The sequence below is a fragment of the Tropicimonas sp. IMCC34043 genome (genome assembly GCF_003390845.1).
GTDB lineage: Bacteria > Pseudomonadota > Alphaproteobacteria > Rhodobacterales > Rhodobacteraceae > Tropicimonas.
Genome location: NZ_QMEK01000001.1, coordinates 485,187 through 499,595 on the forward strand (window position 1 = coordinate 485,187; position 14,409 = coordinate 499,595).

Genomic DNA, 14,409 nt, shown 5'->3' on the forward strand with positions numbered 1-14,409 from the left:
GGCGCCAGTCCTCAGATTTTCAACGAGGGGATGATCTGCTTCTTGCGACTCATCACGCCCGGCAGAACGACAGTGTCGCCCGAGACCGTGGCGCCAAAGCTCTTCTCGGCAATGGCCTTGACCAGATCGTTGGGCACGAGCAGCGTCGCTTCCTCGTTCAGGATGTCGATGACGAACAGCAGCACCTGATCGGCGCCGTCTTCCTTTGCCACATCGACCATGGAGGCCATCAGCGAGTCCTTGCGGTCGAGGATCAGCTTCGGCGCCGTGGTTTCCAGAACCGAGACGCGCAGTTCGGTGCCGTCGACGTTGTATTCCTTCGAGTCCATCCGCAGCAGCTCGGCGTCCGAGAAGGCGCCGACGTCGGACTTGGCCTCGAACAGCTCGTTGGCATAGGAGGTGACGTCGATGCCAAGCTCGGCGGCCAGCTTCTCGGCCAGCGCCCGGTCGGTCGGCGTCGTGGTGGGCGAGCGGAATTCCAGCGTGTCGGACAGGATGCACGACAGCATGGCGCCCTTGATCGCCTCGGGCATCTTCGCCGCGTCATCGCCCATCAACTCGTAGAGGATGGTGGCGGTGCAGGCGAGCGGACGCATGGTGATGTCGATCGGCGACTTGGTCTCGATCCCGCCGGTCAGCTTGTGGTGGTCGATGATCTGCAAAAGGTCCGCCGCGTTGATGTCGGCGGGCAGTTCGGCGGGATTGTTGGTGTCGACGACGACGCAGGGTTCGCCGGCGCCGGCCTCGGTGATGATCGCGGGCTTCGCAAGGTTCCAGCGCTTCAACACAAAGGCGGCCTCGGTGTTGGGCTCGCCCAGCAGCTTCGCTTCGGCCGGGGTGCCTTTGATTTCCGAGAGATACCAGGCCCAGATAATCGGCGAGCCGGTGGAGTCGGTGTCAGGGGCCTTGTGGCCGAAAACCTTGATGGTCATGGGAATGGTCCGATTCTGGATTGCAAATCGCCGCCCTTATAGGTGTCGGCAGCGGGGCTGTCATGAGGCGTTTGGGCGCAACGGCATCGCGCCGGGAAGCCGCCGGTCACGGTTGCAGTGCCAGAAACGGATGCTTCAGCGGCGCATCTTCCGAAATTCCGGACAGATTGCGCCGCATATCCGCGGCGCGTCGGCAGCATCGCATGCGTGCCGCCGCCTGATTGCAGGCAGGATCATTCGAACGGGTCCGGCGGCGGTGGCGCAGGGCCACCGCGCGCCGGCCGTCGACCGACGCTTCAGGGCAGCGGCATGGTGCGCAGCCACAGACTGAACCTAGGCCACCAGATCCGGATCCGCACATGCGGGGGACCGCGGCGCGGGGCTGCCCCGGGCATCAGTGCGTCCGAGTCGAGCAGTCGCGCCTCGATTTCGGCGCGCAGGTTCGATCCCTCGGGCAGCGCGACGTGCCGGAGGGCAGGGTGGGTCGTGACGTGAGGGTCAGGGTGCGACCGGGCGAGGTGCGCCGGCAGAAACATGGGATGGGGCATCGGAAGCCTCGGAATTCAACAAGACAAGAATGACGGCCCTGGGGCCGAAAAGAAGCGGGGCTTGCGCCGAATGACGCTCGCCGCAGCGGGCGCTGCGATGGAAGAGGCTGGTGATGAGACGGATCATGAAGAATGTCCTTTCGGGACCTGGTCTGTGAATGAAAGCGGGCGCCGCAGCCGGTCGCTGGGCGGCCGGTCGCGGGACGGATTGGGGCAGGGACCGGAACGCCGGATCAGCGCCGCGTGGAACGGGCGATGAAATCCGGCAGGCGCGGGCGCTGCGCGTGAACGGGGCATGTCATGGAAAGCTCGGGTCTTGCGGGATAAGGTGTACCGGGCCGTTACCCGGCCGGGTCGGATGCAGGCCGCGTCAGCGGTGTCGGAATGTCACTATCTGCATACAGGTATCCTCATCGCAGGAGGCGAGATGCGGCCCCTTAACATGAGGCGCGGCCGATTTCCACCCCTTGAGGAGGTCAAATGTGCCAGAGAATTTTCTGTTGCTTCCAGGTCGCCCTGACCGTTGACAGCGCCGGGGACAGTGCCTAGATCTCCCCGTGTTATCACTCACTTCGGTAGAGTGATAAAAGGGAGAAACAGAACGTAAGCGTAGGAGCGTTCCGAAATGGCATTCACACCGCTGCATGACCGGGTACTGGTCGAGCGAGTCGAAGGCGAAGAAAAAACCGCGGGCGGCCTGATCATCCCCGACAGCGCCAAGGAAAAGCCGGCAGAAGGCCTCGTCGTGGCCGTCGGTTCCGGCGCCAAGGACGAAGATGGCGAGCGTATCGCGATGGACGTCAAGGAAGGGGACAAGATCCTCTTCGGCAAGTGGTCCGGCACCGAGATCAAACTCGACGGCAAGGACCTGCTGATCATGAAGGAAAGCGACATCCTCGGGATCATCAACTGATCCCTGCCGCCCTTTCATCGACGCACACAGAAATTCAGGAGTAAGAACAGATGCCTGCCAAGGACGTCAAGTTCAACACGGATGCCCGCAACAAGATGCTCAAGGGTGTCAACATCCTTGCGGATGCGGTCAAGGTTACTCTCGGCCCCAAAGGCCGTAACGTCGTCATCGAGAAATCCTTCGGTGCCCCGCGCATCACGAAGGACGGTGTGACGGTCGCCAAGGAAATCGAACTGGAAGACAAGTTCGAGAACATGGGCGCGCAGATGGTGAAGGAAGTCGCTTCCCGCACCAACGACGAAGCCGGCGACGGCACCACCACCGCCACCGTTCTGGCCCAGGCGATCATCCGCGAAGGCCTCAAGGCCGTTGCCGCCGGCATGAACCCGATGGATCTGAAGCGCGGCATCGACATCGCCGTGTCGAAGGTCGTCGACAGCATCAAGGCCTCGGCCCGTGATGTGACCGACAGCGATGAAGTTGCCCAGGTCGGCACCATCTCGGCCAATGGCGAGGTCGAAATCGGCCGCCAGATCGCCGACGCGATGCAGAAGGTCGGCAACGAGGGTGTCATCACCGTCGAAGAGAACAAGGGCCTCGAGACCGAGACCGAAGTCGTCGAAGGCATGCAGTTCGACCGCGGCTATCTCTCGCCCTATTTCGTGACCAACCCCGAGAAGATGATCGCCGAGCTCGAAGACGTGCTGATCCTGCTGCACGAGAAGAAACTCTCGTCGCTGCAGCCGATGGTACCGCTGCTCGAGTCGGTCATTCAGTCGGGCAAGCCGCTGCTGATCGTTGCCGAAGACGTCGAAGGCGAAGCGCTGGCGACCCTCGTCGTCAACAAGCTGCGCGGCGGCCTCAAGATCGCTGCCGTCAAGGCACCGGGCTTCGGCGATCGCCGCAAGGCCATGCTGCAGGACATCGCGATCCTGACCGGCGGCCAGGTGATCTCGGACGACCTCGGCATGAAGCTCGAGAGCGTCACCATCGACATGCTCGGCTCGGCCAAGAAAGTGTCGATCACCAAGGACGAGACCACCATCGTCGACGGTCACGGCGACAAGGCCGAGATCGAGGCGCGCGTTTCCCAGATCCGTCAGCAGATCGAGGACACCACCTCGGACTATGACAAGGAAAAACTGCAGGAACGTGTTGCCAAGCTGGCCGGCGGCGTTGCCGTCATCCGCGTCGGCGGCATGACCGAAGTCGAGGTGAAAGAGCGCAAGGATCGCGTCGATGACGCGCTGAACGCCACTCGCGCCGCGGTTCAGGAAGGTGTCGTCGTTGGCGGCGGTGTCGCTCTGGTCCAGGGTGCCAAGGTGCTCGAAGGCCTGACCGGCGACAATGCCGACCAGAACGCCGGTATCGCCATCGTCCGCAAGGCGCTGGAAGCACCGCTGCGTCAGATCGCCGAGAACTCGGGCGTCGACGGCTCGGTCGTCGCCGGCAAGGTCCGCGAAAGCAACGACCCGTCCTTCGGCTTCAACGCGCAGACCGAAGAATATGGCGACATGTTCAAGTTCGGCGTGATCGACCCGGCCAAGGTGGTTCGCACCGCCCTGGAAGACGCCGCCTCGGTGGCCTCGCTGCTGATCACCACCGAAGCCATGGTCGCCGACAAGCCCGAGCCGAAAGGCCAGGGCGGCGGCATGCCCGACATGGGCGGCATGGGCGGCATGGGCGGCATGATGTAATCTGCCGCGTCGGAAAACTCCGGGGCGTCTTTCGAGGCCCCGGAACCCGCGTGCCGGGGCCATACCCCGGATCGGACCCGTCGCGAGCCTCGCGGCGGGTCTTTTTCGTTGTGGGATTGGCGTGCGATGCCCCGGGCCGCGGGACAGTTGGGGAATGTGACGGGGAAGGGCCTTGCGGGTTCGCTCGCCCGGATGCTCGCAGAGGTTGGCGCGATGCCGTGCGGCCCGGACCGTTCCTGCCTGCGGTGGCATGGATTGAAGGCCCTGACCGGCCTTCGAGCGCCAAGCGCCGCCTGTCCGCGCTAGATCACCCGCACGATAGAGGCATCCCCTGTGCCCTTGTCGCTTGTGTACCGGATCCGGTCGCCCAACACCTCGATTGCCTCGCAATCAAGGCCAAGGTCCTCGCCGTCGCGCTGCGCCGTCCGGCAGAAAAACCCCTCGCTCCAATACCACGTGCCGGTCAGATCCCCGCCGCCGATCCGGCCAGACATCCGCCCGTCGGCATGAAGAACGAACGCCATCCCGTCATCGACAAGGGACTTGCCGACGAGCAATCGCCGGACCTGCGCTTCGGTGGTCAGGGGGGGCCAGTCGGTGGTCAGGGTGGGCCTGAAGAGAAGGGTCGGGGTTCCCAGAGTGCTGAATTCAAGAGCTGCCTAAGCTGGTAGGTTATCCTGTTTAACAAAGAAGGGCTCACCTTCCAATTGATTCACGTAAGTGGCACCCTTTAGATTTCCGCCGCGCGAGTTGAAACGGGGCGTAAAGGCTTCAATTAGGATGGCTTCAAATGAGTCCAAAAGAAGATTCAGTTCGCTGTCTTTTTGACCTTGCTTGTATGGAACGAACTTCCAATTTGGGTGCCGTTTCATAAGTATTGATCTGTCGTCAAAGAATTTTATCGTGCTCTTGATCTGTTTTTCATCCAAGGCATCGAGAAAACCGAACCACGAAAAGAAACTCCAACCGTTTCTGTATTTTCCATGTTTGTGAGCACGCAAACGCTCGCCAAGGCATTTGCCGCCATTGTCGCTCTTTGCGGATGATTTAATCAATCCGGCCTGTCCCGTGTAGACAGGAATCAGATCTCGATCATAGAGGACATACACGCCTTTTTGGCCCCAGAAGTTGACGCTCATTATCGATCGGTCAAAACTCTCGGCAATTTTTCCTTTTCCAGTCCACCCATCCGGAAAGCCCGCCAAAGCCTCATCTTTCTTTTGATCGTATAGAAACTCCTTCTTCCAGTACAATCCGTAGAATTTCATGAAACCAGCGGAAGATGGACTAGCATCTTCCATCGGATCGACTTGATCCAAGTCGGCGTCTTCCGTCATCATTAAACTACCTCGTGAACTTCTTGTACTTCACCCGCTTCGGCTCCACGGAATCCGGCCCCAGACGGCGCACCTTGTCTTCCTCATAGGCCTCGAAGTTGCCCTCGAACCATTCCACATGGGCATCGCCCTCGAAGGCGAGGATGTGGGTACAGAGCCGGTCGAGGAAGAAGCGGTCGTGCGAGATGATGACGGCGCAGCCGGCGAAATCGTCGATGGCGTCTTCCAGTGCCCGCAGCGTTTCGACGTCCAGGTCGTTGGTCGGTTCGTCGAGCAGCAGGACGTTGCCGCCTTCCTTCAGCAGCTTGGCCATGTGGACCCGGTTGCGTTCGCCCCCCGACAGCAGGCCGACCTTCTTCTGCTGGTCGCTGCCCTTGAAGTTGAAGGCGCCGCAATAGGCGCGCGAGTTGATCTGCGCGTCGCCCAGCACGATGATCTCGCCGCCGCCCGAGATTTCCTCCCACACCGTCTTGTCGGGGTCGAGGGTATCGCGGGACTGGTCGACATAGGACAGATCGACCGTGGTGCCGAGCGTGATCGTGCCCTTGTCGGGCTGTTCCTGGCCAGTCAGCATCCGGAACAGCGTCGATTTGCCGGCGCCGTTCGGGCCGATCACGCCGACAATGCCGCCGGGCGGCAGCGAGAACGACAGGTTCTCGATCAGTTGCCGTTCGCCGTAATGCTTCGAGATGCCCTCGACCTCGATCACCTTCTGGCCCAGGCGCTGGCCGTTCGGGATCACGATCTGCGCCTTGCCGACGCGTTCGCGCTCGGACTGGTCGGCGAGCTTTTCATAGGCGCTGATCCGGGCCTTCTGTTTGGCCTGACGGGCCTTGGCACCGGCGCGGATCCATTCCAGTTCGCGCGACAGCGTCTTCTGCTTGGCCTTGTCTTCCTTGGCTTCCTGCTCCAGCCGCTTGGCCTTTTGCTCCAGCCAGGCCGAATAATTGCCCTCGTAGGGGATGCCGCGGCCGCGGTCGAGTTCGAGGATCCAGCTGGTGATATCGTCGAGGAAATAGCGGTCGTGGGTGACGATCAGGATCGTGCCCTTGTATTCCATCAAGTGCTTTTGCAGCCAGGCGATGGTTTCGGCGTCGAGGTGGTTGGTCGGTTCGTCGAGCAGCAGCATTTCCGGCTCTTCGAGCAGCAGCTTGCACAGCGCCACCCGGCGCCGTTCGCCGCCCGACAGGGTCGCGGGCATCGCATCGTCCGGCGGGCAGCGCAGCGCCTCGAGCGACACGTCGACCTGACTGTCCAGATCCCACAGGTTCTGGGCGTCGATCTGGTCCTGCAGCGCCGCCATCTCGTCGGCGGTCTCGTCGGTGTAGTTCATCGCAAGTTCGTTGTAGCGGTCGAGGATGTCCTTCTTTTCCTTGACCCCCAGCATGACGTTTTCGCGCACCGTCAGCGTCTCGTCGAGGTGCGGCTCCTGCGGAAGATAGCCAACGTGCACGCCTTCGGCGGCCCGGGTCTCGCCGGTGAAATCCTTGTCGATCCCGGCCATGATCCGCATCAGCGTCGACTTGCCCGAGCCGTTGACGCCGACGACGCCGATCTTGACCCCGGGCAGGAAGTTCAGGCGGATGTTCTCGAAACACTTCTTGCCGCCCGGATAGGTCTTGGAGACGCCGTCCATGTGATAAACGTATTGATAGGCTGCCATAGTGGTGCGCTCGCTGGTCCGAATGTGATGCTTCGGGGGGTTCTAGCCCTGAGGCGGGCAGGTTGCAATTGCCGGCATCCGAACCCCGCGCCCGGTCGGGCGGCGGAACGGCTACGGGGCACCCGGTCAGGGCGCCCCGCGGCAGGTCTGAAAATGGTCGAAGTCGCCGTTTGGTGACCCCACGCGAGCAGCGTTCAGATCATCGCCCAGTCGGTGAACCGATAGGGCGGTGTCGCGGGCTTTGCGGGTTTGCGGGAGGGAGTCGGGCGAACTGGCTTTGGCATTAATCTGATCCTCAATATACGAACAATATTCGGAAATGGTGCCGGAATTCCCGGCGCATGTCAGGTCCGGTATTCCGGAACGGACACGAACCGCAGCTCCCGGCCACGCAAGGATTGGTCCTTGGCGACCATACCCCGGGCCGCCCGGCCGCGGTGGGGCCGGCGCAGGGATGCGCCGGCCGGATGATGAAAACGTGGGGCCGGGCTGCCCGACCGCTTGCCTAGAAATACTGCCAGGGCGCGGGAACGAAGCGATAGCCTTCTGCCGCGGCCTCGACATAGCCGACGCCGGGAAAGCCCATGTGCATTCCGGCCACCATCTGGCCGCTGGCCGAGACGCTTGCCAGCAGGTCGGCCCGGGTCGTCGCGGCCATTGCGGGGTCGACGTCGAAGATGGCGCTGACCGCGGGCCGGGGGAGTTGCACCGGCCAGACGACCACGGCATCGCCCCAGAACAGCAGGCTCTCGCCGCCCGACTCGAGCAGGTAGCCGGTATGCCCGGGCGTGTGCCCCGGCAGCGGAACCGCCGTCAGCCCCGGCGCCACCTCGACCTCGCCCGAGACATAGCGCACCCGGTCGCCATAGGCCGCAAGCGCGCCCGCGGCCAGATCGAAGAACCCGCGCGCCGCCTCCGGGGCCGCGGCGCGTATCGCCTCCGAGGTCCAGAAGTCGCGTTCCGCCTCGGTCACGATCATCTCGGCAGTGTCGAAGACCGGTACGCCCGCAGCGGTCGCCCCGCCGATGTGATCGCCGTGCAGATGCGTGATGACCAGCCGGCTGACCCGCCCCGGATCGACCCCGAGCGCGCCGAGCGCCTCGCCCAGATGGCCAAGCGTCGGGCCGAACACCGTCCCGGTGCCGGTGTCGATCAGCCAGGTCTCGCCGCCGGTCTCGACCAGATAGGCATTCACCGGCCCGTGCAGGTCGGCCGGATCCTGATGGCTCTGCGCCACCAGCGTGTCGAATTCTGCCGGATCGACGCCGTTCAGCAACCCGGCCTGAAACATCAGGAACCCGTCCGACAACGCGGTCACGACGGCATCGCCAATCTGAAACCGCTGGGCGCCCAGAACCTGCCCGCCATCGTCCGCCGCCACCTGTGCGCCAAGCCGCAGCGGTCGCAGCCCGGTCGCGCCCGCGGCCAGCGCCGCGGCTGGCAGGGCCCTCAGGAAATCCCTTCTTTGCATGATGTCCTCCCATCTCTCCCGTGATTTCAGCATAGCCCGAGATTGACACCGGCGGTTAACGGAAACATCACACTGAAGTGGGACCTGACCGGGAGCTTTGACGAGTGAGACACGCATTGCCCCACGCCGGGCCCGGACAGGCGATCGGGCTGCTTGGCGGCTCGTTCGATCCGCCCCACGCTGGCCATGTCCACATCACGCGCGAGGCGCTCAAGCGGTTCGGTCTCGACCGGGTCTGGTGGCTGGTCAGCCCCGGCAACCCGCTCAAGGCCAACGGTCCCGCCCCGATCGAACGGCGGCTGGCGGCGGCGCGGTCGCTCGTCAGCCATCCCCGGGTCACCGTCACCGATATCGAGGCCCGGATCGGCACCCGCTATACCGCCCACACCCTGACGGTGTTGAGAGAGCTATATCCGCGGGTCGATTTCGTCTGGCTGATGGGGGCGGACAACCTCGCCCAGTTCCACCGCTGGGAGGACTGGGACCGGATCATCGAGACCGTGCCGGTGGGCGTGCTGGCCCGTCCCGGCGAACGGCTGCCCGCGCGAACCTCGAAGGCGGCCGAACGCTATGCCCGCTGGCGCCTGCCCGCGCGCGCGAGCCAGCGTCTCGCCCATGCCGAACCGCCGGCATGGTGCTTTGTCAACGTGCCGATGGTCGATATCTCGTCATCCGAGATTCGCGCCCGCGGCGATTGGGGATAGGCCGGGCACAGCACCCTCCGGCTCGGACGGGGCCAGGGACGGTGCATCCGTTGGCGCGGTCTCCGGGGGCTGCTGCCCGCAGGGTCCCAGCGCCCGGCTCGATCCGGCCAGCGGAAACGTCGCCGTTTCGCCGGTGGCGGTCATCACCTTGACGACATTCCCGCCCCGCAACAGCCGGACGGTGATCGCGAAAAGTTCGTCGCTGACCGGGTCAACGGCCTGGAATATTCCACCGCGCAGCATCAGGTTCACGCCGCCGCGACGGTCATCGAATTCGAGCCGCGTCCGGCCGTCGACCGGCGTTCCGCCCAGCGATATCGAAACCGAGTCCGGAAGCACGGCCGAGCCGATATTGCAGCTGACACCAAGACTGTCGCCGCCGCGTTCGATACGGGCGCTGTGCAATCCCTGACCCGCCTCGCCGTACCATTGCTGCGCCAGCGCCGGGCCGGCTGCAAGGGTGGCAAGGGCCGCCAGAATTGCCGGAAGCTCCGGGCCTCGAACCGCTTTCATTGCATCCTCCTGCGTCTTTCCAAAGGCGAGCGGCAGCGGCACCGGGAGGGCGCGCCCCTCGCGCCCCAGATCCTAGGGCCGAGAGGCCAGGGCCACACGCGTTGCAGGCCTGCCGCGACCACCCGCCGCGGGCCGGGCCGCGACGCCCCGCGCTGTCCCTGCGACACTCGCTGCAAACGTGATATTGAAACGGGATCCAGCTTTGCAACAGGTCTTGACCCATTTGGACCACGGGTTCGAGCACGTCGTGAGGCTGTGGGGGGCATCGATCCGATCGGCACCGTGCCGGTCCTTGCCGCCGTCATCGCAACCTTCACCGCGGCCGACCCTCGGTACACGGCGATGCGGGCCGCCCCGGTACGTGCTGGCGGCTGACGGTCTTCCTGCTGCTCGGCCAGCTTCTGATCGAGGCATTGGGGATCGGGAGGCACGCGTTCCAGGTGGCCGGCGGGGTCGTGCTGTTCCTGTTTGCGCCGACCATGATCTTCAATCAAAACCCGACCGCGATCTCGACCAGGCGGTCGAAGGGGGCCTGCGCGCCCCGTTGGACCGGACGGTCCGGGTGTTTCCGCGGGCGGTGGCCCTCGCTGGCCACGCCGGGCGCAATGCGCGTCATTGTACTGTTGACCGACATCCGGCGCACCATCCTGCCCGGACCGGCCGGCTCTCAGCCCTTCGGCACGCGCATCCGCGCCGCGCGCCGAACCGTTCCCGGCACATCGCACGTCCGGCCGACAGCAAAAACGCCGCCCGGTTTCCCGTGGCGGCGCTTTCCTGAATTTCCGGCCGTCGACTGACGAGGGATCAGTTCTGGGCGTAGTATTCGATGACCAGGTTCGGTTCCATGTGCACCGGATAGGGCACATCGCTCAGACCCGGGGTCCGCACGAAGGCGGCGGTCATCTTGGAATGATCGACTTCGAGGTAATCCGGCACGTCCCGCTCGGCGAGGCTGACGGCTTCCAGAACCGCTGCCATCTGCTTGGACCGGTCGCGGACTTCGATGACGTCGCCTTCCTTCACGCGGTAGGAGGGGATGTTGACGCGCGCGCCGTTCACCAGCACGTGGCCGTGGTTGACGAACTGGCGGGCGGCAAAGATCGTCGCCACGAACTTGGCGCGATAGACCACCGCATCCAGCCGGCGCTCCAGCAGGCCGATCAGGTTTTCGCCGGTGTCGCCACGGACCCGCGCGGCTTCGGAATAGATCCGCTTGAACTGCTTTTCGGTCAGATCGCCGTAATAGCCCTTCAGCTTCTGCTTGGCGCGCAGCTGGATGCCGAAGTCGGACAGCTTGCCCTTGCGGCGCTGGCCGTGCTGGCCCGGGCCGTATTCGCGGCGGTTGACCGGCGATTTCGGCCGGCCCCAGATATTTTCGCCCATGCGGCGGTCGATCTTGTATTTGGCAGAGGTGCGTTTGGTCACCGTCTGATCTCCTTCTTTCGGGCACCGCCCCGACGGGCGGCCATGAAGGGCGTTGTCCTCTCCCGTTGCCGGGCGACAGGCCTCCCCTCGCGGGGGCCCCCAACACCAATGAAACACCCGGCCGCAAGGGCCGGGTCGCAGCGTCCTAGAAGCCTTGGGCGGGGGTGTCAAGCGCGGCCGCCCCGATATCCCGTCCGCCTGATTTCTTCTGTTCGAAAATATCCCGGGGGAGTCGCGGCCTGCCGCGACGGGGGCAGCGCCCCCTCCGCCTGCAAAGCCTCACCCAGACCCTCAGATCAGCGCCGTGCTCACCGCGCTTTCGGGCAGTTCCTCGTTGAAGCAGCGCTGATAGAACTCGGCGACGGTCTGACGCTCGAGCTCGTCGCATTTGTTCAGGAACGTCAGTCGGAAGGCATAGCCGACCGAGCGGAAGATCAGCGCGTTCTGTGCCCAGTTGATCACCGTCCGCGGGCTCATCACGGTCGAAAGCTCGCCGTTCATGAAGGCGGTTCGCGTCAGATCGGCAACCGTCACCATGTGGCTGACGGTCTTTCGGCCCTTTTCGGTGTTGTAGGTCGGCGCCTTCGACAACACGATCGCGGTCTCGGCATCGTGGCTCAGATAGTTCAGGGTCGCGACCAGCGACCAGCGGTCCATCTGCGCCTGGTTGATCTGCTGCACCCCGTGATAGAGGCCGGTTGTGTCGCCCAGACCCACCGTATTCGCGGTCGCGAACAGCCGGAAAGAGGGATGCGGCGTGATCACCGTGTTCTGGTCCAGAAGCGTCAGCTTGCCGTCATGTTCCAGCACCCGCTGGATCACGAACATCACGTCGGCGCGGCCGGCGTCGTATTCGTCGAAGACGATGGCGACGGGGTTGCGCAGCGCCCAGGGCAGGATGCCTTCCTGGAACTCGGTCACCTGCTTGCCGTCCTTCAGCCTGATCGCATCCTTGCCGATCAGGTCGATCCGGCTGATGTGGCTGTCGAGGTTCACCCGTGCCGTCGGCCAGTTCAGCCGCGCGGCGACCTGTTCGATATGGGTCGACTTGCCGGTACCGTGATAGCCCTGGATCATCACCCGACGGTTGTGGGTAAAGCCCGCAAGGATCGCCAGTGTGGTGTCGGGATCGAACTTGTAGGTTGTGTCCAGTTCCGGCACCCGGTCGGTCCGCTCGGCAAAGCCCTTGACCACCATGTCGGTGTCGATGCCGAAGACATCGCGAACCGAAATCTCCTCGGTGGGTTTGCTTAGCTTTTCGCCGGTCTCAGCCATGGTCCTGTCCCTCGATTCCTGCCGCCGCCCGGCGCGGGCACCGGCGCAGCCGCCGTCCGGGATGCACCATATCCGGCAGGGGTGCAAGTGTCAGAGCCTGCGCGCGGCCGGGGGACCGGCGCCCGCATCCCTGTCCGCGCGCAAACCTCGGTGCGGCCGGATGCAGCCCGGGCCAGCGCGTTGACATGAATGGGCGCGCGCGCCGCCGCGGGGCCGTGACAGGGCGCGGCATCGCCGCAGATATCGTGGCGGACGAAGACTTATGCTTTCCCCGCGGCGGCTTACGGGGCAGGGTGGCACAATCACAGGTGGTATGGGGACGGCAGATGAACGGCAGGCAAGGGCGGGCGCGCGGTGCGGCGCCGCGGATCACGGTGGCGCTGGTCTCGGCGCTTGCGATGGCGGGTTTCGCGGTTCTGTTCCTGCTGCAGGAACGCCCCGAGGATCTCTCGACGGTCGATGGGCTTTGGGGCTTCGTCTTTGGCCGGCTGCTGTTTCAGGCAATCGGCGGCGCGGCGGCGGGCTGGCTGCTGGCCGGGCTGTTCGGGCGCCGCGGGATACAGGGGCTGGCGCTTGCGTTGATCGGGGGTGTTCTCGTCACCCTGCTCGCCGGGCTGATCGGCGGCGTTCTGGTCGGCATTCCCGGCCTATTGCGTCAGGGCTTTGCCGCCCCGGTTCTGATCCGGATGGGGATGGAATCGCTGATCGTGCCCATGGCCGGGGCCGGCCGTCCGCTGGTCTGGGCGGCCTGGGGCGGGACGGTGATCCTGACCCATCTGCTGGCGTGGCTGGCGCGGCGCTGACCGCACCCGACCCGGTCTGCTCTTGAAGCGCGCGGCCGGGCGCGCGTTGGCTCAGTACCGCAGTACGATCTCGACCCGGCGATTGGCCTGAAGCGCCGCGGGATCGAGCCCGCCGCGATCCGCGCCACTTTCCTCGGGCACCTTCAGCCGGGTCTCGCCAAAGCCGGTCGCGGCTATCGGAACCCCGGCAATCCGCGGCCCGCCCGGATCGTCGACCAGCCAGGTCCGCACCGCCTCGGCCCGGGCCTGCGACAATTCGAGGTTGAATTCGGCCGACCCGCGCGAGTCCGTATGCCCCTCGATCGAGACCGAGACCGGCCTGCGCGCGGCGATCGCCTGTGCGACCTGCTGCAGGTAATACTGGCTGCCTGGACGCAGCTCGGCCTTGGCGGTGTCGAACAGGACCTCGGCGCTCAGATCGATGTTCACGGCTTCGGGCGTTTGCGTCACCGTATAGGCGGGCAGGTTCGCGGCCACGGCGCCCAATGCCAGCCCCGCGGCAAACAGCGTGACCGTGGCGACGTAGACGGCGTGAAGCCGGCGGCGCGCGGATCGGTAGGACGCGGCGGTCCAGACCTGGCCCGGCTCGCGGCCGACATGATTGCAGAAGAAATCGGCATCCGACTGCGGTGCCGGTGGCGGGGTCACGGGATCCCCCGCCGCTGCCCCTGTTGCGGGTGGGGGCAGCAAAGGCGCGTCCGCGATCGCCCGGCGCGCCTGCGGCGTCAGCGTCGTGCCGCGCAGGAAATGCGTGCCTTCCTCGCCGCAGCGGAACACGAAGCGGTTGCGGACCGACACGCACCAGAAGATCCGCAGAGCGGCCGCAAGCAGCAACATGCCGCAAGCCGTCCGCAGGATCGGGATCTGCCATTGCGGGCCAGTGATGGCGAAATAGACCACGGCGACCGCAACCGCGACCACCAGGTTCGCAGTGCCATAGATCTCGCCGCGCTGCTCGTCGGGAACCGCGGGCAGCAATTGGACGGCGATATTCACCAGAACCATGGCAAACAGAATGATCGCGATGCCAAGCCCGAGGCTCGACTCGAAGGGCCCGATCCATTTCTCGACGCTCGGCATGACGCCGGTCAGAAAATCCAGCAGCCAGCTCAGCATGGGCCCCCCAAG

The 14,409-nt window shown here is 64.8% G+C and carries 15 protein-coding genes; 5 read left to right on the forward strand and 10 right to left on the reverse strand.

The features are described 5' to 3' along the window. Positions 1–11 precede the first annotated feature (11 nt). Both DQG17_RS02185 and DQG17_RS21585 read right to left on the reverse strand, forming a co-directional pair. On the reverse strand, positions 12–932 hold the full coding sequence (locus DQG17_RS02185; RefSeq protein ID WP_116131108.1) for a manganese-dependent inorganic pyrophosphatase: 921 nt from the start codon (positions 930–932) through the stop codon (positions 12–14). 296 nt (positions 933–1,228) lie between these two features. After that, the gene (locus DQG17_RS21585; RefSeq protein ID WP_157973485.1) at positions 1,229–1,480 is read right to left on the reverse strand and encodes a hypothetical protein; all 252 of its coding nucleotides are present in this window, start codon (positions 1,478–1,480) and stop codon (positions 1,229–1,231) included. A 625-nt stretch (positions 1,481–2,105) separates the two neighbouring features. Here DQG17_RS21585 and groES point away from each other — a divergent pair. Then, positions 2,106–2,393: a co-chaperone GroES gene (groES, locus tag DQG17_RS02190; protein WP_116131109.1), complete on the forward strand. Its 288-nt coding sequence runs from the start codon at positions 2,106–2,108 to the stop codon at positions 2,391–2,393. A 50-nt stretch (positions 2,394–2,443) separates the two neighbouring features. After that, on the forward strand, positions 2,444–4,090 hold the full coding sequence (groL, locus tag DQG17_RS02195; RefSeq protein ID WP_116131110.1) for a chaperonin GroEL: 1,647 nt from the start codon (positions 2,444–2,446) through the stop codon (positions 4,088–4,090). A 302-nt stretch (positions 4,091–4,392) separates the two neighbouring features. Here groL and DQG17_RS02200 read toward each other — a convergent pair whose 3' ends face one another. From DQG17_RS02200 to DQG17_RS02215, 4 genes are all read right to left on the reverse strand, one after another. Continuing rightward, positions 4,393–4,614 (reverse strand): hypothetical protein, encoded by a 222-nt coding sequence (locus DQG17_RS02200; RefSeq protein ID WP_157973486.1) that lies wholly within the window; start codon positions 4,612–4,614, stop codon positions 4,393–4,395. 135 nt (positions 4,615–4,749) lie between these two features. Next, a complete protein-coding gene (locus tag DQG17_RS02205; RefSeq protein WP_116131112.1) occupies positions 4,750–5,430 on the reverse strand; it encodes a GIY-YIG nuclease family protein in 681 nt (226 codons plus the stop codon). A 4-nt stretch (positions 5,431–5,434) separates the two neighbouring features. Further along, complete coding sequence (ettA, locus tag DQG17_RS02210) at positions 5,435–7,090, reverse strand: energy-dependent translational throttle protein EttA (protein WP_116131113.1); 1,656 nt, start codon at positions 7,088–7,090, stop codon at positions 5,435–5,437. Between the two features lie 505 nt (positions 7,091–7,595). Then, positions 7,596–8,561, reverse strand: a complete 966-nt coding sequence (locus DQG17_RS02215) for an MBL fold metallo-hydrolase (protein ID WP_157973487.1) — start codon at positions 8,559–8,561, stop codon at positions 7,596–7,598. Between the two features lie 104 nt (positions 8,562–8,665). Here DQG17_RS02215 and DQG17_RS02220 point away from each other — a divergent pair, with 104 nt between their 5' ends. Beyond that, positions 8,666–9,265: a nicotinate-nucleotide adenylyltransferase gene (locus DQG17_RS02220; protein WP_116132538.1), complete on the forward strand. Its 600-nt coding sequence runs from the start codon at positions 8,666–8,668 to the stop codon at positions 9,263–9,265. Here DQG17_RS02220 and DQG17_RS02225 read toward each other — a convergent pair. Then, entirely contained in the window at positions 9,230–9,778 is a 549-nt protein-coding gene (locus DQG17_RS02225) for a hypothetical protein (protein ID WP_116131115.1), read from the reverse strand. The genes DQG17_RS02220 and DQG17_RS02225 overlap by 36 nt on opposite strands. Positions 9,779–10,191: 413 nt before the next feature. On the opposite strand from DQG17_RS02225, the gene DQG17_RS02230 reads away from it, so the two are divergent. Next, positions 10,192–10,575, forward strand: coding sequence for a hypothetical protein (locus tag DQG17_RS02230; RefSeq protein WP_232829292.1), 384 nt, complete (start codon positions 10,192–10,194; stop codon positions 10,573–10,575). A gap of 7 nt (positions 10,576–10,582) precedes the next feature. Here DQG17_RS02230 and rpsD read toward each other — a convergent pair whose 3' ends face one another. Then, entirely contained in the window at positions 10,583–11,203 is a 621-nt protein-coding gene (gene rpsD / locus DQG17_RS02235) for a 30S ribosomal protein S4 (RefSeq protein ID WP_116131117.1), read from the reverse strand. Between the two features lie 291 nt (positions 11,204–11,494). After that, positions 11,495–12,478 (reverse strand): cobaltochelatase subunit CobS, encoded by a 984-nt coding sequence (gene cobS, locus DQG17_RS02240; protein ID WP_116131118.1) that lies wholly within the window; start codon positions 12,476–12,478, stop codon positions 11,495–11,497. A gap of 326 nt (positions 12,479–12,804) precedes the next feature. Here cobS and DQG17_RS02245 point away from each other — a divergent pair, with 326 nt between their 5' ends. Next, positions 12,805–13,281, forward strand: a complete 477-nt coding sequence (locus DQG17_RS02245; protein WP_116131119.1) for a hypothetical protein — start codon at positions 12,805–12,807, stop codon at positions 13,279–13,281. 51 nt (positions 13,282–13,332) lie between these two features. On the opposite strand, the gene DQG17_RS02250 is transcribed toward DQG17_RS02245, so the two are convergent. Beyond that, complete coding sequence (locus DQG17_RS02250) at positions 13,333–14,397, reverse strand: OmpA family protein (RefSeq protein ID WP_157973488.1); 1,065 nt, start codon at positions 14,395–14,397, stop codon at positions 13,333–13,335. Positions 14,398–14,409 lie beyond the last annotated feature (12 nt).

Excerpts from the sequence above, each read along its gene's own strand:
- groL (WP_116131110.1), top strand. The coding sequence starts at position 2,444 with ATGCCTGCCAAGGACGTCAAGTTCAACACGGATGCCCGCAACAAGATG.
- ettA (WP_116131113.1), bottom strand. The coding sequence starts at position 7,090 with ATGGCAGCCTATCAATACGTTTATCACATGGACGGCGTCTCCAAGACC.
- DQG17_RS21585 (WP_157973485.1), bottom strand. The coding sequence starts at position 1,480 with ATGCCCCATCCCATGTTTCTGCCGGCGCACCTCGCCCGGTCGCACCCT.
- DQG17_RS02245 (WP_116131119.1), top strand. The coding sequence starts at position 12,805 with ATGAACGGCAGGCAAGGGCGGGCGCGCGGTGCGGCGCCGCGGATCACG.
- groES (WP_116131109.1), top strand. The coding sequence starts at position 2,106 with ATGGCATTCACACCGCTGCATGACCGGGTACTGGTCGAGCGAGTCGAA.
- DQG17_RS02205 (WP_116131112.1), bottom strand. The coding sequence starts at position 5,430 with ATGATGACGGAAGACGCCGACTTGGATCAAGTCGATCCGATGGAAGAT.
- DQG17_RS02250 (WP_157973488.1), bottom strand. The coding sequence starts at position 14,397 with ATGCTGAGCTGGCTGCTGGATTTTCTGACCGGCGTCATGCCGAGCGTC.
- cobS (WP_116131118.1), bottom strand. The coding sequence starts at position 12,478 with ATGGCTGAGACCGGCGAAAAGCTAAGCAAACCCACCGAGGAGATTTCG.
- DQG17_RS02185 (WP_116131108.1), bottom strand. The coding sequence starts at position 932 with ATGACCATCAAGGTTTTCGGCCACAAGGCCCCTGACACCGACTCCACC.
- DQG17_RS02200 (WP_157973486.1), bottom strand. The coding sequence starts at position 4,614 with ATGGCGTTCGTTCTTCATGCCGACGGGCGGATGTCTGGCCGGATCGGC.
- DQG17_RS02225 (WP_116131115.1), bottom strand. The coding sequence starts at position 9,778 with ATGAAAGCGGTTCGAGGCCCGGAGCTTCCGGCAATTCTGGCGGCCCTT.
- DQG17_RS02215 (WP_157973487.1), bottom strand. The coding sequence starts at position 8,561 with ATGCAAAGAAGGGATTTCCTGAGGGCCCTGCCAGCCGCGGCGCTGGCC.